Genomic DNA, 23,021 nt, shown 5'->3' with positions numbered 1-23,021 from the left:
ACTGATCGGCCGGCGTGCCGAGCTCGCCCCGGCCATCCGTGCCGAGCATGCCCCGGCCATCCGTGCTGAGCATGCCCCGGCCGGCCGAGCCGGACGGGGCATGCTCAGCAGCGCAGGGATCTAGACGTCCTCGAGCAGCTCCGTGACCAGCGCGGCGATCCGGGAACGCTCCGAGCGGGTCAGCGTGACATGCCCGAAGAGCGGGTTGCCCTTGAGGATCTCGACCACCGCAGCGATGCCGTCGTGTCGGCCGACCCGAAGGTTGTCGCGCTGGGCGACGTCGTGGGTGAGCACGATCTTCGAGTTCTGCCCCATCCGCGACATCACGGTGAGCAGCACGTTCTTCTCCAGCGACTGCGCCTCGTCGACGATCACCCAGGCATCATGCAGCGAGCGCCCGCGGATGTGGGTCAGCGGCAGCACCTCGAGCAGTCCGCGGTGCAGCACCTCGTCCAGCGCGTTCTCCGAGACCAGCGCGCCGAGCGTGTCGTAGACCGCCTGGCCCCAAGGGTTCATCTTCTCGGCCTCGGAGCCGGGCAGGTATCCCAGCTCCTGGCCGCCCACCGCGTAGAGCGGGCGGAACACGATGATCTTCTTGTGCTCTCCACGCTCCAGCACGGCTTCGAGCCCGGCGCAGAGGGCCAGCGCGGACTTCCCCGTTCCGGCTCGACCTCCCATCGAGACGATGCCCAGCTCCGGGTCCATCAGCATGTCGATGGCCAGGCGCTGCTCGGCGGAGCGTCCGTGCAGCCCGAAGACCTCGCGATCTCCCCGGACCACCTGGACGTATTTCTGTGAGGCCGCGTTCTGCTTGACCCGGCCCAGGGCGGAGCCGCGGTCCGAGGAGATCACCAGCCCGGTGTTCACCGGCAGCTCCTCGGCGTCCTCGAGGTCGATCTTCTCGCCCTCGTAGAGCTGGGCGATCTGTTCCGAGCTCGCGCTGACCTCGGCCAGGCCGGTCCAGCCGGAATCGGCGACCCATTCGTTGCGGTACTCATCGGCCGCGAGCCCCATCGCCGAGGCCTTCACCCGCATCGGCAGGTCCTTGGTGACCACGGTGACCTCACGGCCCTCGTCGGCGAAGCTCTTCGCCACCGCCAGGATTCGCGCGTCGTTGTCGGAACCGCGGAAGCCCTGCGGCAGCACCTCCAAGGAGATGTGGTTGAGCTCCACCAGCAACCGTCCGCCCTGGTCGTTGAGCGGGATGGGTCGATTCAGCGCCCCGTGCTTCACGCGCAGCTCATCGAGGAGGCGCAGCGCCGAGCGGGCGAAATAGCCCAGCTCAGCATCGTGGCGCTTCTTCTCCAGCTCGGAGATGACGACGACGGGGAGGATCACCTCATGCTCGGCGAACCTCAGGAAGGCCTTCGGATCCGAAAGCAGCACCGAGGTGTCTATCACGTAGGACTTCTGGGCGAGTGCGCCGGCGATCTCCTTCTCGAACTCCTCCTTGTCGACGGAGTCAGCGTTTGCTTGGTTCAGGTGCGAGGAGGCCACGGTTTCTCCATATCCGGAAACACAGAAGGTCCCGTCCGTGAGTCTCGACGGCGGACGCCTGGTGACGTCTCCGACTCGCGGCGGAACCTTGAACTGTCCCCGTTGTGATTCTCAGGGGTGGTCGGTTCGGCCCTGCGGGGCCGGTCCGACCCCTTCTCCGTGATGCCTGCGGCATACGCGATCGGGCCTCTCCGGTCAGTGTTCTGACACTTCAAAGCGTACTCCGCATCGAACTACATGGCAGTAGTTTTCGATGAGTTCGGCGTGACGAACCGGTAAACACTTCGAGACCGGACGCTCATGACGCCGGCGCGGCGCGGCGGGTGCCGGCGTCAGTTTCCGAAGCGCCGTTGCCGCTGTGCGTAGTCACGCAGCGCGCGGATGAAGTCCACGCGGCGGAAGTCGGGCCACAGCGCCTCGCAGAAGTAGAACTCCGAGTAGGCCGACTGCCACATCAGAAATCCGGAGAGCCGCTGCTCCCCCGAGGTCCGGATGATCAGCTCCGGGTCGGGCTGGCCGCGGGTGTAGAGCCAGTCGGCGATCGAGCCTGGGGTGAGCTCCTCGGCCACTTCGCTGATGCTTCGCCCCTGGGACTCGGCGTGACGCAGCAGATCCTTGACCGCGTCCACGATCTCCTGACGTCCGCCGTAGCCCACCGCAACGTTGACATGCACGGCCGGCTCCTCCTCGGCCCGGGCAAGCTCCGCATCCACGCAACGCAGCCGCTCGGCCAGCGGCGCGGGAAGCAGCTCGGGCTGCCCGACCGGGTGGACCCGCACCGGGCGCCCGCCGGGCCGGGATTCGCACAGCCGCTCGAGGGTGTCGGCGATGATCTCCATGAGCTGGTCCAGCTCCTCGGCGGAGCGGCTCATATTGTCCGTGGAGAGCATGTAGAGGGTCACCGTGGGCACGCCGAGCTCGGCGCACCAGTCGATGAACTCCACGATCTTGTTCGCGCCCGCCAGGTGGCCGTCTGCGGTGGGGGTGCCGGCCAGCTTCGCCCAACGACGGTTGCCGTCCACCACCACGCCGATGTGCTGCGGGATCCGGTCCTGCGGCAGCGCGCGGCTGATCTGCCGCTCATAGACGGCATAGGCGAGAGAACGCAGCCCCATGGGACCTCCTGCAATGTTGGCGCATTCCCACCCTAAGGGACGGCCCGGAGATCTGAGCCCGGGGGCGGCGCGCGTCCAGATGCGGCGTGTGACACAGTATGTTACTGGCTGGTCACCTGTGGCTCTACACTGGTGCCGTGGCTACGCATGAGCAGAAGACCGAGCTTCCTCACCGCAGCACCGCCCCGGCGGAGCGACTCTTCGACTCCGAGGTGCCGCTGAAGCCGCGGATGCGCGGCTGGCTGCACGCCGCGATGGTGCCGCTGGCTCTGAGCGCGGGCATCGTGCTGATCGTTCTGGCTCCCCCAGGCACCCTGCGCGTGGCCTCGGTGGTCTATGTGATCACCGGGCTGCTGCTGTTCGCCGTCTCCGCGACCTATCACCTGGGCACCTGGTCACCGCGCACCGCACGAGTGCTCAAGCGCCTGGACCACACCAACATCATGCTGATCATCGCGGGGACCTACACCCCGCTGACCCTGGCGCTGCTCCCGGAGCCGCGCGACCTGATCCTGCTGGTGGCGGTCTGGACCGGGGCCCTGGGCGGGGTCGCCTTCCGGGTCTTCTGGACCGACGCGCCGCGCTGGCTCTACACCCCGGTCTACGTCCTCCTGGGCCTCGCGGCGCTGGTGTTCCTGGGTGACTTCTTCGCCGCCGACGTCGCCGCAGCCACGCTGATCTGCGTGGGCGGGCTGTTCTACATCGTCGGTGCGGTCTTCTATGCGCTGAAGCGGCCGAACATCTCGCTGCACTGGTTCGGGTTCCATGAGCTCTTCCACGCCTGCACGCTGATCGGATTCATCTGCCACTACATCGCGATCATGTTCGCGCTGCTGGACTGAGGCCTGCGCTGCACAGCCGGGGGCTTCACCCGCGCAGCGCGGCCAGCGCCTGATCCGGTGAACCCACCGGAGGCAGGCAGACCATCGCGCCCACGGCGTTGAGGCATACGCTGAGCTGCAGCCCGGCCTCCGGCGCCACGGTCTCGGCGGCAACCGGCTCCACCGGCACCCCGTGAAGCGCACCGGCCCGGCGCACCTGAGCCAGGTCCGCCGCGGTGCCGGCGAGGAACCGGAACGCCGGGGACTGCCGTGCCGCCCGGCGCGCCACCAGCAGGGAGGCTCCGATCACGGTGGGTGCCTTGGCGGCGGCGAGCTTCACGTGCTGCAGGATCTGCCCTGGTCTGAGGTCCTCGGCACCGAGCAGCTCCAGCGCCTCGGCCATCTGCAGCGCCTGGGCCAGGGCGGCGACGCTGCTGGGCTCGGGTCCGTCCAGCGGGGTGGCCAGCAGCGGGCCCTGCTGCGCGGCGGTGAGCAGCCCCTCGGCATCCGAGCTCTCCAAGAGCTGGATCTCCCCGCCCTCGCGGATCACGAAGCTTTGCAGGATCTGACCCAGCACGGCGGCGCCGCGGCGCATCCACTCGGCGTCGGCGCCGGCCGAGCCGAGCTGGAAGCAGGCCACCGCCAGATGCGCATGATCGGCAAGCCCGCCGAGCTCGGCGGCGGGAATGCCGGCGTAGGAGATCCGGTGCAGGCGCACCCGACCAGCCCGGTGGAGAGCAGCGGACTCGTCCGCGGGGTCTTCGCCGGGTTCATGCCTCACGTGGGTCTGCCAGAGCCGTTCGGCGAGCGCCTCGGCCTGGGCCAGCAGCGCGGAATCGTCCCAGAGCGCCGCGGCCGTGGCCATGGAGGTGATCGCCTGGGCGTTCCAGGCCGCGACGACCTTCTCGTCCCGGGCCGGCTGATCCCGCAGCAGCCGACGACGGCGCAGCTCCGGTGCCACCTGCTCCATGAGCTGAGTCTGTTCCCCGGTCAGCGGCGCATCGAAGTGCAGGGTGCGCGGAGTCTGCGCGCTGATGTGCAGCGGGGCGCCCTGCGTGATCGACTGCTCATCGGCGGGGACGCCGTGGTTCAGCGCCACCAGCTCCTGGGCCTGCTCCTCCCCCAGGCCGGCAGCCCCAGCGGCCTCGTCCAGCTCTTCGTCGGAGAACAGGTAGGTGGCGCCCTCACTGTGCCGACCGTCGGCGTCCACCGTGTCGGCGTCGAGCGAGGAGGCCAGCAGTCCTGAGTCCGGCAGCAGCATGCGCTCGGTGAGCCAGTCCAGGCTGAGCCGGGCCTGCCGTTCGGCGCGTGCGCGAGAGACCTCGTCGACGGCGGGGTGCCTGCTGAGCCGGGCGTAATGCCCGATGAGCTGAGCGTTGTCGTAGAGCATCTTCTCGAAGTGCGGCAGCGCCCAGGCGAGGTCGGTGGCGTATCGCGCGAATCCGCCTTCGACCTGGTCGAAGAGCGCAGAACGACCCAGGGTCTCCAGTGTCCGCAGCGCCAACCCGGCCGCCTCGGAGCCGGGGTCCCAGACGGCCTCCTCGAGCAGGAAGCCCAGCAGCGGGGAGGGCGGGAACTTCGGCGCGGAACCGAAGCCGCCGTGGACCGGGTCCTCCTGCTCACTCAGCACCCGCAGCGCGTCGTCGACCAGTCCGTCCAGCTCCGCGGGTTCTATGCGCGAGGGGCCGGTGCGCGAGGGGCCGGCGTCTGCGCCGTCGATGGGTGCGCCATCGTCCAGGGCATGGACCGTCGTGGCCAGTCCCGCCTGCTGCCGACGCTGAACCCCGAGGGACTCGGCGATCTTGCCCGCGGAGGTCTCGACCTCGCTGCGGCGCTCGGTCCAGGCCTGGTGGACGGCATCGAGGACCTCGGCGAAGGAAGGGACCTGCCCCACCCGGCGGGGAGGGAAGTAGGTGCCGGCGTGGAAGACCCGGGCATCGGGGAGAGTGAATACGCTCATGGGCCAGCCGCCCTGCTTGGTCATCGCCTGGGTGGCGGCCATATAGGTGTCATCCACATCGGGGTGCTCCTCGCGGTCGACCTTGATCGCGACGAACCGTTCGTTCAGCGTCGCCGCGAGCACCGGGTCCGCGAAGGACTCGCGCGCCATCACGTGGCACCAGTGGCAGGCCGCGTAGCCGATCGAGACGAAGACCGGGACGTCGCGGCGGCGCGCCTCGGCGAAGGCCGCAGCCCCCCAGGGGTGCCAGTCCACGGGGTTCTCGGCGTGGGATCGGAGGTACAGCGAAGAGCTCTCAGCAATGCGATGTCCCATCCGCCCAGTCTCGCGCACCCGCGACCCGGCGTCGAGCACCCCATCCCACCCGCGTTGAGGGGCGGAATCTCCGTGCATCTGAGGCCCCGATCCCGCTCAACTGCTCGTAGAATCCGCCCCTCAACGTCAGGGAGGGCGGGCGGGTCAGCCGGTCAGCGGCTCAGCTGCAGGTGTGGGATCCCCTCGGGTTCGAAGCCGAAGATCTGGCCGTAGAAGCTCAGCGCAGCCTCGAAGCTGGTGATGATGTTCTCGGCCTTCCGGAATCCGTGCTGCTCCCCGGCGAAGAGCAGATACGCATGCGGGATCGACTTCGCCGCGAGCGCATCGCGGAACATCTCGGCCTGGTTCGGCGGGACGATTGGGTCCTCGTCGCCCTGAAGCAGAAGCACAGGGCAGCTCAGGGTGTCCACATGGTTCAGCGGTGCCCGCTCGCGGTAGATCTCTGCGGCCTCCGGGTACGGGCCGACGAGCCCGTCCAGGTAGCGGGACTCGAAGTCGTGGGTGTCCTCGGCCAGCGCCACCAGATCGGCCACTCCGAAGCTGGAGACTCCTGCGGCAAAGGTCTCGGTGCGGGTCAGGCAGGCCAGGGTGGTCCATCCCCCGGCGCTGCCGCCCTCGATCCCCAGCCGACGAGGATCGGCGATCCCCTCCCGTACCAGGTGTTCCATGACCGCGACGGTGTCCTCCACGTCCACCACGCCCCATTGACCCTTGAGCCGTTCCCGGTAGGCCCGGCCGAAACCGGTGGATCCGCCATAGTTGATGTCCACCACGCCGAGTCCGCGCGAGGTGTAATAAGCGATCCCCAGGGAGAGTCCGACGGCGGCCTGGCCGGTGGGCCCGCCGTGCACCTGGGCGATGAACGGTGGCAGCTCACCCTCCGGAGCGGCGAATCCCTCCTGGTGCGGCCGGTAGAGCACCGCATGGATCTCCTGCCCCGAGGCGTCGCGCACCGTGATCGGCTCGGGCACCGGCAGCAGCCCGGGGTCGGGGGCGTCCTGCCGGGAGGAGCGTACGACGTCGAGGCTCTCCACCGTCCACTGCCCCTCGGTCACCACGAGCTGGCCCACGCTGATCGCAGGGAATTCGGTCCTTGAAGAGCCATGCAGCGCGAGTGCACCGTCCTCGCGCAGGCTCACCCCGGAGATGGCGGTATGCGGCAGCGCCACCGGCGAGACCGTGCCGTCACGCAGGTCCAGCACGCCCAACGAGTCGGTGGCGGTTCCGTGGATGCACAGGGCGTGATCGGCGTCGATCGGGGTGACCCAGCGCTGGCCCAGCTGCCAGAGCGGCCCGGCGTACTCCTGCTCATCGACCAGCAGCTGGCGCGGCGGCTCTGCCGGGGCGGTCTGCACCGTCCAGGGGTTCCACCACCCGGAACGGTCGCTGAGGTAGAGCAGCTCCCCGTCGCGACGCCACTGCGGCTGCAGCACCGAGACCTCGGGGCCGCCGTCGAGGACCTGATCCTCGACCACGATCCCGCCGGCGACTCGGCCCACGTGCAGCGCGGTGCCGTCCCAGGGCATCTGCGGGTGTTCCCAGGAGATCCAGGCCAGCTGGGTCCCATCCGGTGAGAGCTGCGGGTGCGCGACGAACCGCGAGGACGGGGTCACCTTGCGCACCGCAGTCTGGTCCTCGGCGGCCGAGCCGTCCAGGGGAAGCGCCGCAATATAGCGTTCGATGCGCGCAGCACCCGCTGAGTCTTCACCCCCGAGGTGCTCCTCGCAGATCCACCACACCTCCGTGGTGCCCTCGGCGAGGGAGACCGCGGTGGGCTGTGCCCAGCGCAGCGAGGGTCCGCCGGCGGCGGCAATCTCGGCACCCACCGGGCTGATCGGCTGCGGGGTTGCGCCCTCGACGAAGGCGTAGACCCTCTGGTCGGTGAAGTTCACGAACAACACCAGCGGATCCCCGGAACCATCCTGCGCCGGGACGGCACTCTCGGGCACGGCGCCTTCGGGCAGGGCGGCCGGGGCCGGAGGGTCGGCGGGCAGCGCGATCCACGAGGAGCCGCCGTATTCGTGGACCCGGGACCGGGCGTTGAACGGGGCCGGCAGCACGCTCACGGTGCGGGGGCGCGCGGCAGGGCCCCGGCGAGCCGCGTCGTCGTCGTGCTGTGCCGCCGCCAGCGGGTCCGAATCGGTGCGCACGATGCTCTGTCGGCCGCCCTCGGCGGCGAGGGACTCGCTCCACCAGAGCTGGGCGCCGACCCACTGTGGGGAGCCCAGTCGGTTGCCGCCCACCGCCAGCTGTTCGGCAGAGATCGTCGAGGGCCAGGATCCATGAGGAAGGGTTGTCACCATGGCGCCAGTGTAGGACACCCCACCCCGGCGTTGAGGGGCGGAATCTCCGGGCATTCAGGCCCCGAAACCCACTCAACTGCTCGCGAAATCAGCCCCTCGACGAGGGGGGGGAAGGGCTCCGGGTCAGCGGGCGGGGGGCTGGGGCTCGTTCTCGGTGGGCGGGGCGGTCGGCGTCGGGCCGAAGCGGGCCTCGGCCGCGGCGTCGCGGGAGCGCTGCTGGGAGGCTGAGATCTCGGCCTCGGTGATCTCACCGGGGAACTCCGCCTCGTCCTCGCCGTACTCGGCCTCCACCTGCGCCCTGTACTTCATCCGACGCATGCGCTTGACCAGGTCACGGACCACCACGATGAGCAGCACCACGACCAGGGCGGTGAAGAGGAAGCCCTCGATCCCCGGGGTGATGTCAGCCTCTTCCAACCCAGGACGGAGCTCGGGGGCGTCACCGCCGCCCCCACCTGGCCACGGATTGTTGACCGAGGGAATTAGAACCACAGGTGTCTCTGCCTTTGAACGTCGTCAGTCCTGGTGGACCGGGCTTATCCGGGCGCCGCCGAGGGCGACCGGTGAGTCAAGTCTACGCGTTGTAGAAATCCGGCGAGGAACCAAGGCCTCAGCGCAGACCGCTGAAGAGGTCATGCTCCGGCAGCTCCGTCTCCACCCGGGAATCGACCAGGACGTAGTCGTCATAGGGCCAGACCTCGCGCAGGAAGTCGTTCGGGGTGGCGAAGAAGAAGCCGTCGGGCTCGACCTGGGTCCGGTGGGCGCGCAGCGCGCGGTCGCGATGCTCCAGGAAGGTGCCCACCGGGATCTGGGTGGTGACCTCATGCTCGGTCATCCAGGGCAGCGACCCATCCCGGAAGCGCAGCAGCCGGTCCTCATAGGGGGACGTGTGCCCGGCCTCGATCAGGGCCTTATGGATCGCCTCGAACCGGCCTGGATTGAAGGCCCGGTCGTAGTAGAGCTTCTGCGGTTCCCAGGCCTCGCCGAGGCCCTGGTACTGCGTGGGGTCTCCTGCGGCCCGGTAGGCCTCCACGGTGATCTTGTGGCTCATGATGTGATCCGGGTGCGGGTACCCGCCGACCTCGTCGTAGGAGAGGATCACATGCGGCCGGAAGCGTCGGATCAGGCGCACCAGCGGAGCGGCGGCCTGCTCCAGCGGCAGGGTCGCGAAGCTGCCGAAGGGCAGCGGCGGCGTCGGGTCGCCCTCGGGCAGCCCGGAGTCGGCGAAGCCCAGCCAGACATGGGAGATGTCCAGCGCCTTGGCGGCCTCGGCCATCTCCATCCGGCGCACGCCGGGGAGGTCGCGGTGGGTCTGCAGGATCTCGCCGGCCTCGGGGTTCAGCAGGTCGCCCTGCTCGCCACCGGTGGCGGTGGCCACCATGACCTCAGCCCCGGCGGCCGCATAGGCGGCCATCATGGCAGCACCCTTGGAGGACTCGTCGTCGGGGTGGGCATGCACGGCCAGCATGCGCAGACCAGAGGATCGCGGAAGGCCCTGCGCCTTGGCCCCGTCCACCGCCGCCGCCACCACCTCGGTGCTGATCCCGGCCCCGACCTCGGGGCTGCCGCCGTCGCCATGATGGGCGCCGCCGGCGTGCCCGGTGCGGGAATTCAGCGGACCCGAGGAGCGGGGGGCGCGGTCCGTCGAGGACTTCTGGGTGAAGGTGCGGTGTGAGCTCTGCATAAGCACCTAGAATAGTCCTGATGACTGAGTCCAGCACCACCGACGCCGCGGCCTCCACCGAGCTGGAGTCCCGCTACGGCGCCCCGAGGCGCAGCGCGTCGGGGAAGTCTCAGCGCTGGATGATCCTGGGCGCGCTGGTTCTGGCCTTCGGGGCGATCCTCTACTTCACCGTAGGCAACGCGGTCGGCCAGCTCACCCACAACGACGTCGGCTACACGATCACCTCCGACACCGAGGCCTCGGTGGACTTCGAAGTCTCCAAGGACCAGGATGCTACGGTTCAATGCATGATCCACGTGCTGGACAACAGCTACGCGGTCGTCGGAGCGCGGGTGGTCACCATCGGTCCCCACGAGGGGTCGAGCGCAGGAGACCGCAGCGAGTATTACCGCACCGATCTGCGGACCGAGTCCCGCGGAGTCACCGGAGTGGTGGACTCATGCTGGCAGGTCGAATGACCGCCGCGCACGACTTGCATCACCCATAGAGCTCTAGCAGACGGGCTCCACACCCTTATAGGGACCTGTCCATGAAACCCGACTCTCTCTTCTTCCGACTTCGCGGCGTGATCGCGCTCGTGCTGCTGCTCTGCTTCGTCGCCGCCTTCGTGCTCAGCGCCTGCAGCCCTGCGGCAGGGATCAACGCAGAGCAGGGCCGCAGCGTGAACGTGCTCGCGGCACCCTCCACGGAACCCGCGCTCGAGGGGCTCGCGACTGACCTTCAGGAACGCCAGAGCGGCATCTCCACCCAGGTGGAATACCTCGACGCCGAGGCGCTGCAGCGCGAGATCGATTCCGGGCCCGAGGCCGACCTCGTGCTCACCGCCTCACGCGAGCAGATGCAGGCGCTCAGGCGTCAGGGCAGCATCGAAGGCGACCCGCTCCCGATGGCGAGCAACCGCCTGGTGCTGGTCGCCACGGCGGAGAACCCCTCAGACATAGTGGACTTCGAGGACTTCTCCGCCCGATCCTCCGAGCTGAGGGTGAGCACCTGCACCGGGGACGCACCCTGCACCGAGCAGATCACCGAACTCTCCGGCGCCTTCGATCTGGACCTGAAGCACGAAGATCCCCCTGTCTCCCGCGCAGGCTTCTCCGCTGAGCCGGAGAACCCCCTGCAGAACCTCATTCGGGGCGAGAGCGATGTTGCTCTGGCCTACGTCACCGACGTGCTCGCCCAGGACGCAGCGCTGCAGACCTTCGAGATCCCGCAGTTCCAGCACCACACCACGCAGGTCTGGGCGGGGGTGCTCGCCGATCCACAGAACTCCGGAGCTGCCGATGAGTTCTTCGGGATCCTCTCCGGGGAACAGGCACGTTCAGCCTTCAGCGGAGCAGGCTTCCTTCCCGCCCCTGTCGCGGAAGCTGGGGCCAGTTCCGAAGAATAGTCACGGTCCTGATTGAGAATCCGGAGCGCCCCCACTAGCATGTGGGGAACGCATCAACACCCCGCCGAGGCATGTTCCGGGCTGAAGGGCCGAAGCACCATGCCGACCTCCGGCGGGGTCTTTGCATGAATAAGGAGAGATGAACCGTGTCAACGCACACCCCCGAGATCGACGAGAACGCTCAGTGGCTGACCCAGGAGGCCTACGACCGGCTGGAAGGCGAGCTCAAGCACCTCAGCGGACCCGGTCGCCAGGAGATCGTTGACCGCATCGAGTCTGCTCGCGAAGAGGGAGACCTCAAGGAGAACGGCGGCTACCACGCCGCGAAGGAAGAGCAGGGCAAGGCTGAGGCACGCATCCGCTACCTCAAGGACCTGCTGGAGAACGCCTACGTCGGCGAGGCTCCCACCGGCGACACCGTGGTGCCCGGAATGCTCGTGGAGGCCAAGATCGCTGGCAACACCATGAAGTTCCTCTTCGGAAATCGCGAGATCGCCGGAGACACCGACCTCGAGGTCTACTCCGAGCGCTCCCCCATCGGCGAGGCGATCAACGGCGCCAAGCCCGGAGACAAGCTCAGCTATTCAGCGCCCAACGGCAAGGACATCCCGGTGGAGATCCTCTCCGCCGAGCCCTTCGGCGGCTGAGACCCACACCCAGCAACACGACGGCGGCGGCCCCCGAACCTTGAGACTTCTCAGGGAGGGGGCCGCCGCCGTCGTCGTGCGGGGCGCCTCCGGGCCGGGGCCGGCCAGGCGGCCGGGCGCTGACCTCAGTGCTGCGGGACCATGGGCTCGTAGCCCTGGGCGCGCAGCCGGTTGAGCACGCGCTCGGAGTGCTCGGCACCCTTGGTCTCCATGTTGATCACGATCGAGACCTCACCCATGGAGAGCGCACCTCCGATCCGACTGTGGTCGACCCCGGTGACGTTTGCGTCGGCATCTGCGATGATCTGAGAGATCGTGGCCAGTTCACCGGGAAGGTCTTTGAGCATCAGCTTCACGGTGAGGAACCGGTCGGCCGCGGAGAGACCGTGCTGGATCACGCGCAGCATCAGCATCGGGTCGATGTTTCCGCCGGAGAGCACGGCCACCACGTTCTTGGACCTGATGCCCAGCTCGGCGAGCTTGCCCTCCATCAGCGCGGCCACCGGCACGGCGCCTGCGGGCTCCACGACCATCTTGGAGCGCTCCAGCAGGAAGATCAGCGCGCGGGCGATCGCGTCCTCGCTGACCGTCACGACCTCATCGACCAGGTCCTTGATGATCTCGAACGGGATCTCACCGGGACGGCCCACGGCGATCCCATCGGCGATGGTGCGCACCCCCTTGATCGGGACCAGCGCGTCGGCGGCAAGTGAGGGCGGGTAGGCGGCGGCGTTCTCGGCCTGGACGCCGATGATCTTGACCTCTCGCCCCAGCCTCGCGGCCTGCTGCTTGATCGCCACGGCCGAGCCGGCCAGCAGGCCGCCACCGCCGATGCCCATGATCACGGTGTCGACCTCGGGCTCCTGCTCCAGGATCTCCAGGCCGATGGTCCCCTGTCCGGCGACGACGTCGGTGTTGTTGAACGGGTGGATGAAGACCGAGCCGGTCTCATCCGAGTGTCGCTGCGCCTCGGCCAGCGCCTCGTCCACGTTGGAGCCGTGCAGGATGACCTCGGCGCCGTGGTCCCGGGTGGCGGCCAGCTTCGGCAGCGCCACACCGTGCGGCATGTAGATCTTGGCGGTGATGCCCAGCTTCTTCGCCGCCAGGGCCACGCCCTGGGCGTGATTGCCCGCCGAGGCCGCGACGACGCCGCGAGACTTCTCCTCCTCGGAGAGCCGCGCCATGCGCACATAGGCCCCGCGCACCTTGAAGGAGCCGGCGCGCTGGAGGTTCTCCGCCTTCAGGTGCACCGTGGCGTCCACCATGCGCCCCAGCGCCCGGGAATGTTCCATCGGGGTGCGCACGATGATGTCGGCGAGCAGCTTCTGGGCGGCTTCGATGTCCTCGATCTGGACGCTCAGCTGGGCGCCCGGGCGGTCCTGGGCCTCGGGATGGTGCTGGATCCGTGTCATGCTCTTGTACCCCCCTCCTCAGACCGGGTGTCGTCTCGGGTCTGGGTTCGAGTCTCGGTTCCCGACGGCGCTGCTGTGCCGTGGTCGGTCTCCTCGGCGTCGGGACGCGGCCGGGTGCCGGCAGCCGTGTGCGTCTCGGTGCGGGTCACCTGCCCCTCGGAGGACTCTCCCCGGCGTCCGAAGCCGCGCTTCTCGGGGTCGAGCCCTGGGATGGTCTCCTTGAGTCTGCGGGTGATGTTCGCCAGCGAGGCCTGTTCCTCGGCCTCCTGCACCTCCTTCTGGGCGGCGCGTTTGATCGCCTCTTCCTTCTCCAGCTTCTCCATCTCCTTGGCCTCGGGGTCGCCGCGCCATTCCTCCTTGACGAGGTAGCGCGCGGCTCGGGTGACGAAGGCCAGCACCGGCACCGCGAAGAGTGCCCCGACGATGCCCAGCAGGGTGGTGCCGGCGGTCACGGCGAGGATCACTGCCAGCGGGTGCAGCCGCACAGCCTTGCCCATCACGATGGGCTGCAGGATGTTGGACTCGATCTGCTGGACCAGCAGCACCACGCCGACCATCAGCAGCGCGTTGCCCAGTCCGTTGGCCACCAGTGCCAGGATCACGGCGACGGCGCCGGTGACCACGGCACCGACGATCGGGATGAACGAGCCCAAGAAGACCAGCACGGCCACCGGCAGCGCCAGCGGCACGCCCAGCAGTGCCGCACCGACGCCGATGCCGACGGCGTCGACGCCGGCCACGAAGACCTGCACGCGCATATAGGAGCCCAGCGCGGTCCAGCCGCGACGGCCGGCGCCGTGGATGGCGGGGCGGTGCTTGCCGGGGGCGAAGAAGACCAGGAAATCCCAGATCTTGCGGCCATCGGCCAGGAAGAAGATCAGGGTGAACAGGGCCAGGATGCCGCCGACCACGATGTTGCCTGCGGTGGAGCCCAGCGCCATGGCTCCGCCGAGGATCGCGTCGGAGTTGTCCTGCAGGTAGGTCAGGCCCTCTTCCAGACCCTGGTTGATCTGATCGGTCGAGATCTCGATGCCAAAGCCTGCCGCGGTCTCCTCGGCGAGAGTGACCAGCTCGAAGAGGCCCTCCTGGACCTGGGTGGCCATCTCGGCGAAACCGGTGACCAGCTGCTGTCCGACGAGGGTGAGGAGTCCGGCGACAAAGCCGATCAGCACCAGCAGCGTGGTGATCGCCGCGACCACGCGCGGGAACTTCCACTTCACGAAGAGGTTGTGCAGCGGGCGCAGCAGCGTGGCCAGCAGGGCGGCGACCAGCAGCGGGATCAGCAGCAGCGAGATGTGGCTGAGCAGCCAGATCAGCACGCCCACGAAGAGCAGGATGATGATGACGCGCCAGGACCAGGCGGCAGCGATCCGGATGCCCCAGGGCACATCGTCCTGGATCCGCTGCTCCTCGGCCATCCGGGGAGGCACGTCCTCTTCCATCAGCTCGAGCTTTTCAACAGTGTTCATTGCTACATCCTGCCATGGCAACCAGGGGGTGAAACGACGACGGGCCCGCCGGATGCTCGCGGCATCGGGCGGGCCCGTCATCTATTGCGGGGAGTCAGTTCCTCGGCGCTGTGCGGCGTGTGAACGGACTCGGTTCTCGGGCGTTCCTATTCAGCCATCGACCGCAGGATCGCGATCACGCGCAGGATCTCGATGTAGAGCCACACCAGGGACACGGTGAGTCCGAAGGCTGCGGCCCAGCCGTACTTCTGCGACACACCGGCCTCCACGCCTTCCTGGATGTTGGTGAAGTCCATGACCAGGGAGTAGGTGGCCAGCAGGATGGCGAAGGCACCGATGGCGACACCCATCCAGCCCGCGCGCAGGCCGAACATGCCGATATCGGTGAACATCACGAGACCGAAGTTCATCAGCGAGAACACCGCGTAGCCGATGATCGCGACGAAGAACATCTTGTTCAGCTTCGGGGTGGCGCGGACCTTGCCGGACTTGAACAGCGCCAGCACGGTGCCGAAGACCGCGAGCGTGGCCATGACCGCCTGCACGGCGATTCCGGGGAACATGGTCTCCATGACCATGGTGAAGGCGCCCAGGAAGAAGCCCTGGGTGGCCGAGTAGGCCAGGATCAGGGCCGGGTTCGGCTCCTTCTTGAACGCGTTGGCCAGGCCGAGGCCGAAGCCGGCCAGGGCGGCGACCAGCGCCAGCCCCATGATCGCGCCGGGCATCACCAGACCGAGCGCCACCGCTCCGGCCGCGCCGAGCAGCACGACGGCGAAGCTGGTGACGGTCTTGCGGATGACGTCGTCATAGGTCATCGCCGCGCCCTGAGAGCCCGCGGCGTCGGGCAGGTTGTACTGACGGTTCAGCTGATCCGCACCGGCACCGCCGGTCTGCTGGCCGGGCATGCCGTACTGGGCGGCGAAGGGCTGGCCCTGGGAGGAACTCTGGCGCGACTGCTCCGTCACGCCCTGGTCATTCATATAGAACCGGCGCCGCTCGCGCTTCTTCTCGCTGAACTGGTCAGGGAAGGCACCGGTGTTGAAGATGGGATTGGACATGTGTGACCGCACTCCTATCGGTGCTCGGGTGGATGTCTCATCGTCTGTCCCCGCAGGTCACGGCTATCCGGCCGGTCCCACGAGAGACGAGTCCCTCCATATTCTAGCGCCATGGCCCCGGCTCAGCTGGAGATTACCCGGGAATCTGCCGCCAGCGGACGACAGTCGATCGGAGACGCTATATTTGAACGGTGTTCAACAGATCTTCTGCGCCTTCCGCATCAGCCGCCTCACCCTCCGCCCCGGGGTCTTCCGGTGCCGCTGCCCCCGCCGCGCCCAGCACCGGGGTGCGCAGCATCGCCCAGATGGCGATGTTCGCGGCCCTGGTCGCGGTGCTGGGCCAGCTCCCCGCCATCCCCTTGGCCGGCGGGGTCCCGATCACGCTGCAGACGCTCGGCGTGATGCTCGCCGGCGCCGTGCTGGGACCGTGGCGCGGAGCCGGCGCCATCGTTCTGCTCCATGTGCTGGTCGCGGCGGGACTGCCGCTGCTGGCTCACGGCTCCGGCGGCCTGGGCGCCTTCGCCGGACCCAGCGCCGGCTTCGCGCTGGGCTGGATCCCCGGGGCCTTCCTGGTGGGACTGATCACCCAGGCCTCCTGGCCGCTGCGCGTCTGGCGCACCATCGTGGGCACGGCGCTCGGCGGGATCGTGGTCGTCTACGCCTGCGGCCTTCCGGTCATGGCATTCCAGATGGGACTCAGCCTGGAACAGGCCGCGCTGATCAACCTCGCATTCCTGCCCGGTGACGCCATCAAGGCGGCGATCGCGGTGACGCTGACCCACTCCCTGGCCCGCGCCTACCCGGCACCGTTCACCTACGCGCGCAGGCGCCGGCGGTGACACCACCGTCGCGAACACCACCCTCGCGAACACCACCGTCGAGGACAACACCAGCCGTGGGGGCGCACCGGTGATCCCGCTCTACCAGCCGGGCACCTCGTACCTGCACCGGCTGCCGGTGGGGGCGAAGTTCCTCGGGATCTTCCTGGCCGCGCTCATCGCCTCGATCTTTCGTGAGAACCTCGCGGTGCTGCTGGGAGTCTGGGCGCTCACCCTCACCGGCTTCCTGCTCTCCGGGGTCGGACTCCGCGGCCTGCTGGCCCAGCTCTGGCGGCTCAAGTGGTTGGCTCTGGTGCTGATCATCCCCCAGCTGATCTTCCTGACCCCCGCCGAGACGGGATTCAACGTGGCGCGGGTGCTTGCCGTGGTGCTGATGGCCGCCCTGTTCACGCTGACCACCGCCACCTCGGACATCCTCTCCAGCTTCGAGCGCCTCCTGCGACCGGTAGACCCGCTGCTGCTGCGGCTGGGGCTCAGCGCGGAGCGGATCTCCCTGGCACTGTCCCTGACCATCCGCTCGGTGCCGCTGATCCTTTCCTTCTACGCCGAGATCCGCGAGGCGCAGCGGGCGCGTGGAATGCGCCCCACCCCGCGCGCCACGGTGCTGCCGCTGCTGGTGATGAGCCTGCGCCATGCCGAGGAGACCGCCGAAGCACTGGCTGCGCGCGGAGTCCGCTGACCCCGGGCCTGCTGGGTGCAGCGCTGAATTCCATTCATTCCGGCTAGGTCCGGCTGGGTCCGGCTGAATCCGGATGAGTCTGGGTCAGTGCTGCTCGAGATCCTCCCCGGTCCAGGTCTGCAGGCGCCCGCACATTCCCCACAGCCGCGGCTCCGGACGGGGTTCGCCGCGGATGACCGCAGCCTCCTGCAGATGCGCGCCGTCCCCAGCACCCAGCGCGAGCAGCTGAGCCCGGGTGCGCTCGGTCTCGGCCTCCACACTGTGCTCCCAGATCCGCTGCCAGTCCCCCACCCGCGGACGGACCAGGTCCACAGCAAGCCCATGGAAGCGCTGCATGGCCTCCTGCCCCTGAGCCTCCATCCTGCCCAGCAGCTGCTCATAACCTTCGATGGCCAGATCCCTCCGGGCCCGAGCCGCCTCGGCACTGGCGGCTTCATCACCCTCGGCGGGCAGCGCGACGGCGTCGCGGTAGCGCTGCGGATCGGCGAGGATCTCCTCGGGGAAGGTCAGCACCGCATCCCCGGCCTCGGGCAGACCGGCATTGGACATGATGACCTGCAGCTGAAGCTGGTCGTGGTTGACCAGCCGATGCACCGTGCCCGGGGTGAACCAGAGCAGCGACCCGGCGGCGAGCGCATCCACGGCCGGACCGGCTGAGCTGATGGTGTGGACCTCGCCGCGACCGGAGGTCACCACATAGGCCTCGGTGGAGAGCGTGTGCAGATGCGGGGATCCGCCGTGGAGCCCGTCGGAGGTCTCCCAGTCATAGACGCACAGCTGACTCAACGAGGTCCCACCGGGGAACCGCGGCAGCGAGCGGGCCGGCGGGATCGAGCCCCGGGCCTGCCCCGGGCTCGATCCCGGTGTCCGTGCGGGCGTCTGCCCCGGTCCATGTGCCGGCGTCTGGTTGTTCATCAGAGCGCGAACTCCTGTCCGATCTGGGTCCGCTCCTCCGGCTCCAGCACCCGTGCGATGAAGACGAAGCGGTGGTGCAGCCGCAGGGTGGCGCCTGCCTCGAGGTGGATCTCTTCGTCGAAGGCCGGCGACTGGCTCGCCACCGCGAAGATCGAGGTGCGAGTGAACCACTTGATCGGCGGCAGCCGGGTCCCGGCGCACTCGGAGGTGCCGGCGAAGGCCATGATGGTGCCGCCGCCGTCGAGGTCGTCGTGCTCCGAGGAGAAGGCGACCCAGTCGGCCACCTGGCCCATGGTGTTCTCCTCCCCTTCGGCCCCATTGGAGTTCACCACCTGGCAGCCGCTCCAGGACCGAGGCCCGCGCCAGAACCAGCCGGTGTATCCGGCATTGGGGCGCCCCGCCGTCGTCGGGCTTCCCAGCGGCAGGGTCTCACCGGAGACGTTGGTGAGCTCGGTGGTCAGGTCGATGGCCCAGATGCCACGGGCGGGGTCCAGGGAGTGCACGCGCTGGACCCGGTGCTCGTCGAACCAGTGCTCGCCGCGAGAGGTGATCCATTCCAAGGTCTCATCGAAGCTGACCTCGTCTCCGCCGGAGGGCTGCGTGCTGAACCCGGTGTGGTTCATCCTCCCGAGGTTCCCGCGCATCTTGTAGCCGTCCTCGGCGGCGAAGGTCGGGCCGCCCCAGAAGTTCTGGTCCGCGACGTGGGACCAGGTGAACTGCAGGCCGGTGTGCCAGCGGTGGTCCCAGGGGCGGCGGACCGAGGCCTCGCCGCCGTCGAGGAACCGCAACGGGTAGAGGTAGGGCTTGGGAGCCTCCTCCTGCGGGGAGTCGGGGTGAGTGACATAGCGCAGGATCTCGGTCCCGGCGGCGGTCACCGCGATCTGCTTCTCCCCCGGGGTCACTTCGAACCTGGGGCTGACCTCGAACTGGGCGACCCGGCTCGGAGCGGAGGCGGCTGATCTGGAGGTGGCGTGGGCGGCGGGGCTGACGGGCGCGGACTCGGTGTGCTGCTGATCGGTGCTCATCGGGTCAGTTCTGCTTTCCGTAGATCTCCGTAGATATAGGACTCGTCGTGCATCGCGGTGTAATAGGCGCCCTCCTGGCGCAGGTCTGCGCGCTTCACGGACCTTCCGGTCTCCGCCGACTGATACAGCGCGGCGATGAACTCCAGGGTGCGGCGGCCTTCCTCCCCGGAGGCGCGCGGCCGGACCTTGGCCTCCATGGAGTCCAGCAGCTCGGCAAGCTGCTGTCGGTGTGAGGAGGGCACGTTCTCCTGCGGCGACCACGCCTCCACGGCCGCGAGGTCCTCGGCGGCATGCGGCGCCGGGGTCCAGGTCCAGGAGCTGTTGTCGTAGCCGTAGAGGTGTTCCACCTCCACGGTGGCGTCCTGGAAGTCGAAGCGCAGGTAGGAGACCTCCCGCGGGGAGATCACGGAAGTCACCACGGTGGCGATGGCACCGTTGGCGAAGCGCACGATGGCGGAGGAGAAGTCCTCGGTCTCGATGTCGCGGTCCAGCTGCTCGGCCACCGCGGTGATCTCGGTCCACTCCCCGAGGACCTCCAGGAGCAGATCGATCTGGTGGATCCCGTGACCCATCGCGGGGCCCCCGCCTTCGGTGGCCCACTTCCCCCGCCAGGGCACGTCATAGTAGGCGTGTGGCCGGTACCAGAGGGTGTTGCACAGCGCGACCAGCGGGCGGCCCAGGGTCGACTCGGCGACCTGCTTCTTCAGCGTCTTCGCGCCGGAGCCGAAGCGGTGCTGGTAGACGTAGGACGCATAGGGTCCCCCTTCGATCTCCTCGGCGGCGACCGCATCGTACTCAGCCAGGGTCAGCACCGGCGGCTTCTCGCACCAGACCCAGGCGCCGGCCTGCAGACCTTGGATGGCCGCGTCCTTATGCGCCGAGGGCGGGGTGCAGATGATCAGCAGATCCGGAGACTCCGCATCGAGCAGCTCCTGCGCGGAGCGATATCGGCCTGCGATCCCCCACTCATCGGCGACCTGGCTGACCCGATCAGGATCGAGGTCGGCGATGCCCACGACCTCCACGCGATCCGCGTGGGCCTTCAAGGTGGGCAGGTGGGCGATGGTCGCGATCCCGCCGGCGCCGATGAGCCCGGCTCGGATCTTGGCGCGGCGGCCGGAGTGTACGGTCTCAGACATGCGGTCTCCTCGGTGACTGTGGCAGGTGATTCATCCCCGAATGTGAACGATCACTCTGAGTGTTCCACCTGAGGTTATTGACTCTGTGGTGTGACTGTCAACACATTGACACGGTCCGAGTGCTGAACCTATGTGCGAGGATCGTCCTGGCGGCCGAGATCCGGCCCCGCAGCCCGCCGAGGAGCAAGCACATGGCCAGCACACCCCCGCGCGCCGCCACCCTGCACGAGGTGGCCGCCCTGGCCGGGGTCTCGCACCAGACCGTCTCGCGGTTTCTGCACAATAAGGGGCCGTTCAAGCCGGCCACCATCGAACGGGTCGAGGCGGCGATCCAGGAGCTGAACTACCGCCCGAACATGATCGCGCGATCCATGCGCACCCGGGAGACCGGGATCCTGGCCGCGATCCTGCCCTCCCCGGTCACGGCGATGCCGACACCCACCCTCGCCGCGGCCGCCGAGCTCGCCCGGCAGAGCGGCTACTTCATGGAGATCTCGGTGATCGAGGGGCCCGCACAGGATCGCGCCAAGCGCACCCAGGAGCTGCTGGACTCCGGACGCCTCGAGGGCGTCCTTGCCCTGGGCGCGCTGCCCGGCATGAGTGAGCAGCCCCGCGGCCCAGGCACTACGGCGCTCGCGATCCTCGACCAGTACGATGACCGACTGCGCGGCATCGGCCCGCTGGCCGACGCCTCCGCGCTGCGCGAGATCATCGAGACCCTCGCAGGAATGGGGCACCGCCGCTTCCTGCACATCCAGGGACCTCAGGACTGGTCCTCGGCGCGGGCCCGACGCGAAGAGTACCTGCGCAGCATCGAGGACCTGGGGCTTGACTCCCATGGTATCCGGGGCGGCGACTGGACCCTCGAGTCCGGCTACGCAGCGGTCAGCGGCCTCGAGGAGGACTCCGGGGTAACCGCGGTGATAGCGGCCAACGACTACCTCGCACTGGGTGCGCTCCGCGCGGCCCACGACCGGGGGTGGCCGGTCCCCAGGCGGCTGAGCATCACCGGCTGGGACGACCTGCCGACCGCGCGCTACGCCGTTCCAGCACTGTCCACCGTCGCGGTGGATCAGAGGTCGCAGGGCCGCTCGGCCATGGAGCGGCTCATCGCCCTGGTCCGCAACGAGCCGGCACCGGATTCAACGATCCCGGTGAGTCGACTGATCCTGCGCGAATCCACCGGTCCCGCGCCGGAGCCGGAGCCATCCGAGGTCCAACGCTGAACCGGGGCGAGCAACCGACTCCGAAACTCAACGTGAACGTTCACAAAAGCGTCCTGGGACCTCGCACACCGAGTATCAGCGCGTTCAGCCGATCGGCGTGGTCGGACGCGAAGAACCAGGACCCGGCAATGTGGCAGGGATTACTGTGAGGCATGACGGGCTGCGTCTGCGCGACCAGCGAGGACGGCGAGGTCGAACCGAGCATCCACCGACGGGACTCAGACGGCCAGCACCCGAGAGGGCCGTCGCTCTGCTCTGCGGCAAGATCCAGAACGAGCTGAACTGACGCGACGGCTCCCTGACCACGGTGGATCTGCGAGACGCCGGCGGAGTGGGCCGTCGCTGACTCCCCGTCCCGCCGGGCCCTGTTGTGTACCGTGGGACAGAAGAAAAAATCTTCACGGGAGACACATGAGACACAGAACCGCACCTCAGACCGCTTCGCTCTCGGCGGTGGCTTCCCTGGCAGCTCTGGCGCTGGTGAGCTGCAGCAGCTCCGAGTCGACCTCATCGGAACTTTCCCCCAGCTCTGCTCCGGAGACGTCGGAGACCTCAGGCCCCTCAGGAGACTCCTCGGCCCCGGTTGAGGACGGGGACTCATCCGAGCAGCAGGCGCACGATGACTCAGCGTCTGAGACCGACGAGGATCCAGAGAGTGCCGAGGATGCCGAATCCGAGGATCGGCGGGGTCCTGGCAGCGGACTCCCGCCGGGCGGTGTGGAACGGCTCGCGGCTGATGACTTCGATGAGGATCTCCACGGAGAGGATGCCGAGATGTTCTCCGCCGCTGGCGAGGGCGAGGAGGTCGGGGTGGCCGGGCTCGACCCCTCGAAGGATCCAATCCCGGTCTATGTAGAACCCACCCGGTCAAGCGAGGTCACGGCGGAGCTCGAATCACTCGATGCCGTGAACCTGGGCGGTCGAGACCGGCACCACCCCAGCGAAACCGATGGGCGTGACCTCGTCGAGGACTCCGAGGACGACCAGGAACAGACGCCGGACGGCGCCGCGGAGGATGAGGGCTTCTGGAGCGAGCTCGAGCTCGCCGACGGCTACGGGTGGCTCCATCGCTCGGCGCAGGACGGCGGACTCTACTGGTTCGGCGAGACCACGGAGGTCAGCGAGGACTTCGCCGAGGTGTCCCCAGCCCAGGACCCGAACGAGATCGCAGAGTCGGTGGGCGTCCGCGCCACCGAGAGCCGCCAGGAGCCGGGGTTGGACTCCGAGATGGGGCCCTCATGGGTGCTGGTGAGCGAACCGGCGGATTTCGACGAAGACTTCTACCGGATCGATGTGACCGGCGCCCTGGATGACTCGGTGGCCGGCCAGCGCCTCTTCGTGCACGTGGCTCAGGCCGAAGAAGGATACGAGCTCACCCGGGTGGAGCATACCCTGCTCTGTTCCCGTGGCGTGGGTGAGAGTGGGCTCTGCGCCTGAGTGAGGCTCCGGCAGCCTCGCACCGCGGGTGGCGGCGTCCGGCTACACGGTCTGGGGCCCGGGTGATCCGAGGGAGCGCGCCAGCATCGATGA

At 68.6% G+C, this 23,021-nt stretch carries 20 protein-coding genes; 8 read left to right on the top strand and 12 right to left on the bottom strand.

Translation table 11 applies throughout. From position 1 onward, the window contains the following. Window positions 1-120 precede the first annotated feature (120 nt). Window positions 121-1,431 (bottom strand): RNA 5'-3' helicase PhoH2, encoded by a 1,311-nt coding sequence (gene phoH2, locus I2487_RS12415; protein WP_345941426.1) that lies wholly within the window; start codon window positions 1,429-1,431, stop codon window positions 121-123. Between the two features lie 398 nt (window positions 1,432-1,829). Next, complete coding sequence (gene uppS / locus I2487_RS12410) at window positions 1,830-2,612, bottom strand: polyprenyl diphosphate synthase (RefSeq protein WP_207169594.1); 783 nt, start codon at window positions 2,610-2,612, stop codon at window positions 1,830-1,832. 230 nt (window positions 2,613-2,842) lie between these two features. On the opposite strand from uppS, the gene trhA reads away from it, so the two are divergent. Continuing rightward, window positions 2,843-3,454, top strand: a complete 612-nt coding sequence (gene trhA, locus I2487_RS12405; protein ID WP_255546347.1) for a PAQR family membrane homeostasis protein TrhA — start codon at window positions 2,843-2,845, stop codon at window positions 3,452-3,454. A gap of 25 nt (window positions 3,455-3,479) precedes the next feature. Here the strand turns inward: trhA and I2487_RS12400 are convergent, their stop codons facing one another. The 4 genes from I2487_RS12400 to mca all read right to left on the bottom strand — a co-directional run bounded on the left by I2487_RS12400 (window position 3,480) and on the right by mca (window position 9,479). Further along, window positions 3,480-5,708 carry a thioredoxin domain-containing protein gene (locus tag I2487_RS12400; protein WP_207169596.1) on the bottom strand — a complete coding sequence of 743 codons (2,229 nt, stop codon included), beginning with the start codon at window positions 5,706-5,708 and terminating at the stop codon, window positions 3,480-3,482. 152 nt (window positions 5,709-5,860) lie between these two features. Continuing rightward, complete coding sequence (locus I2487_RS12395; RefSeq protein ID WP_207169597.1) at window positions 5,861-8,011, bottom strand: prolyl oligopeptidase family serine peptidase; 2,151 nt, start codon at window positions 8,009-8,011, stop codon at window positions 5,861-5,863. 123 nt (window positions 8,012-8,134) lie between these two features. Further along, on the bottom strand, window positions 8,135-8,428 hold the full coding sequence (locus I2487_RS12390; RefSeq protein ID WP_207169598.1) for a hypothetical protein: 294 nt from the start codon (window positions 8,426-8,428) through the stop codon (window positions 8,135-8,137). Between the two features lie 193 nt (window positions 8,429-8,621). Further along, on the bottom strand, window positions 8,622-9,479 hold the full coding sequence (gene mca, locus I2487_RS12385; protein WP_207169681.1) for a mycothiol conjugate amidase Mca: 858 nt from the start codon (window positions 9,477-9,479) through the stop codon (window positions 8,622-8,624). A 236-nt stretch (window positions 9,480-9,715) separates the two neighbouring features. Between mca and I2487_RS12380 the strand changes: the two genes are divergently transcribed. From I2487_RS12380 to greA, 3 genes are all read left to right on the top strand, one after another. Further along, window positions 9,716-10,153, top strand: a complete 438-nt coding sequence (locus I2487_RS12380; RefSeq protein WP_207169599.1) for a DUF4307 domain-containing protein — start codon at window positions 9,716-9,718, stop codon at window positions 10,151-10,153. A 71-nt stretch (window positions 10,154-10,224) separates the two neighbouring features. Beyond that, entirely contained in the window at window positions 10,225-11,082 is an 858-nt protein-coding gene (locus I2487_RS12375) for a molybdate ABC transporter substrate-binding protein (RefSeq protein ID WP_207169600.1), read from the top strand. 146 nt (window positions 11,083-11,228) lie between these two features. Continuing rightward, entirely contained in the window at window positions 11,229-11,729 is a 501-nt protein-coding gene (gene greA / locus I2487_RS12370; protein WP_084479677.1) for a transcription elongation factor GreA, read from the top strand. Window positions 11,730-11,854: 125 nt separating this feature from the next. On the opposite strand, the gene ilvA is transcribed toward greA, so the two are convergent. From ilvA to I2487_RS12355, 3 genes are all read right to left on the bottom strand, one after another. Further along, on the bottom strand, window positions 11,855-13,141 hold the full coding sequence (gene ilvA / locus I2487_RS12365) for a threonine ammonia-lyase (RefSeq protein WP_207169601.1): 1,287 nt from the start codon (window positions 13,139-13,141) through the stop codon (window positions 11,855-11,857). Next, the gene (locus tag I2487_RS12360) at window positions 13,138-14,610 is read right to left on the bottom strand and encodes an AI-2E family transporter (protein WP_207169602.1); all 1,473 of its coding nucleotides are present in this window, start codon (window positions 14,608-14,610) and stop codon (window positions 13,138-13,140) included. Before I2487_RS12360 ends, ilvA begins: the two co-directional genes overlap by 4 nt. 146 nt (window positions 14,611-14,756) lie before the next feature. Next, window positions 14,757-15,668: a Bax inhibitor-1/YccA family protein gene (locus I2487_RS12355; protein WP_207169603.1), complete on the bottom strand. Its 912-nt coding sequence runs from the start codon at window positions 15,666-15,668 to the stop codon at window positions 14,757-14,759. Between the two features lie 191 nt (window positions 15,669-15,859). On the opposite strand from I2487_RS12355, the gene I2487_RS12350 reads away from it, so the two are divergent. Both I2487_RS12350 and I2487_RS12345 read left to right on the top strand, forming a co-directional pair. Further along, window positions 15,860-16,507, top strand: a complete 648-nt coding sequence (locus I2487_RS12350; RefSeq protein ID WP_345941424.1) for a biotin transporter BioY — start codon at window positions 15,860-15,862, stop codon at window positions 16,505-16,507. A gap of 70 nt (window positions 16,508-16,577) precedes the next feature. Then, complete coding sequence (locus I2487_RS12345; RefSeq protein WP_207169604.1) at window positions 16,578-17,186, top strand: CbiQ family ECF transporter T component; 609 nt, start codon at window positions 16,578-16,580, stop codon at window positions 17,184-17,186. 84 nt (window positions 17,187-17,270) lie between these two features. On the opposite strand, the gene I2487_RS12340 is transcribed toward I2487_RS12345, so the two are convergent. Genes I2487_RS12340 through I2487_RS12330 form a run of 3 tightly spaced genes read right to left on the bottom strand, consistent with a single transcriptional unit; the run spans window position 17,271 to window position 20,265 of the window. Further along, complete coding sequence (locus tag I2487_RS12340) at window positions 17,271-18,101, bottom strand: cupin domain-containing protein (protein WP_207169605.1); 831 nt, start codon at window positions 18,099-18,101, stop codon at window positions 17,271-17,273. Next, complete coding sequence (locus I2487_RS12335; protein ID WP_207169606.1) at window positions 18,101-19,126, bottom strand: DUF6807 domain-containing protein; 1,026 nt, start codon at window positions 19,124-19,126, stop codon at window positions 18,101-18,103. Before I2487_RS12335 ends, I2487_RS12340 begins: the two co-directional genes overlap by 1 nt. Then, window positions 19,123-20,265, bottom strand: a complete 1,143-nt coding sequence (locus tag I2487_RS12330; protein WP_207169607.1) for a Gfo/Idh/MocA family protein — start codon at window positions 20,263-20,265, stop codon at window positions 19,123-19,125. Before I2487_RS12330 ends, I2487_RS12335 begins: the two co-directional genes overlap by 4 nt. Window positions 20,266-20,456: 191 nt before the next feature. Between I2487_RS12330 and I2487_RS12325 the strand changes: the two genes are divergently transcribed. Further along, entirely contained in the window at window positions 20,457-21,491 is a 1,035-nt protein-coding gene (locus tag I2487_RS12325) for a LacI family DNA-binding transcriptional regulator (RefSeq protein ID WP_207169608.1), read from the top strand. A gap of 411 nt (window positions 21,492-21,902) precedes the next feature. Next, window positions 21,903-22,928 (top strand): hypothetical protein, encoded by a 1,026-nt coding sequence (locus tag I2487_RS12320; RefSeq protein ID WP_207169609.1) that lies wholly within the window; start codon window positions 21,903-21,905, stop codon window positions 22,926-22,928. Window positions 22,929-23,021 lie beyond the last annotated feature (93 nt).

The sequence above is a fragment of the Nesterenkonia sp. E16_10 genome (assembly GCF_017347085.1).
Classification (GTDB): Bacteria; Actinomycetota; Actinomycetes; order Actinomycetales; family Micrococcaceae; genus Nesterenkonia.
The sequence above is the reverse complement of the archived record's forward strand: the minus strand, read 5'-3'. Positions and strand labels throughout refer to the sequence as shown.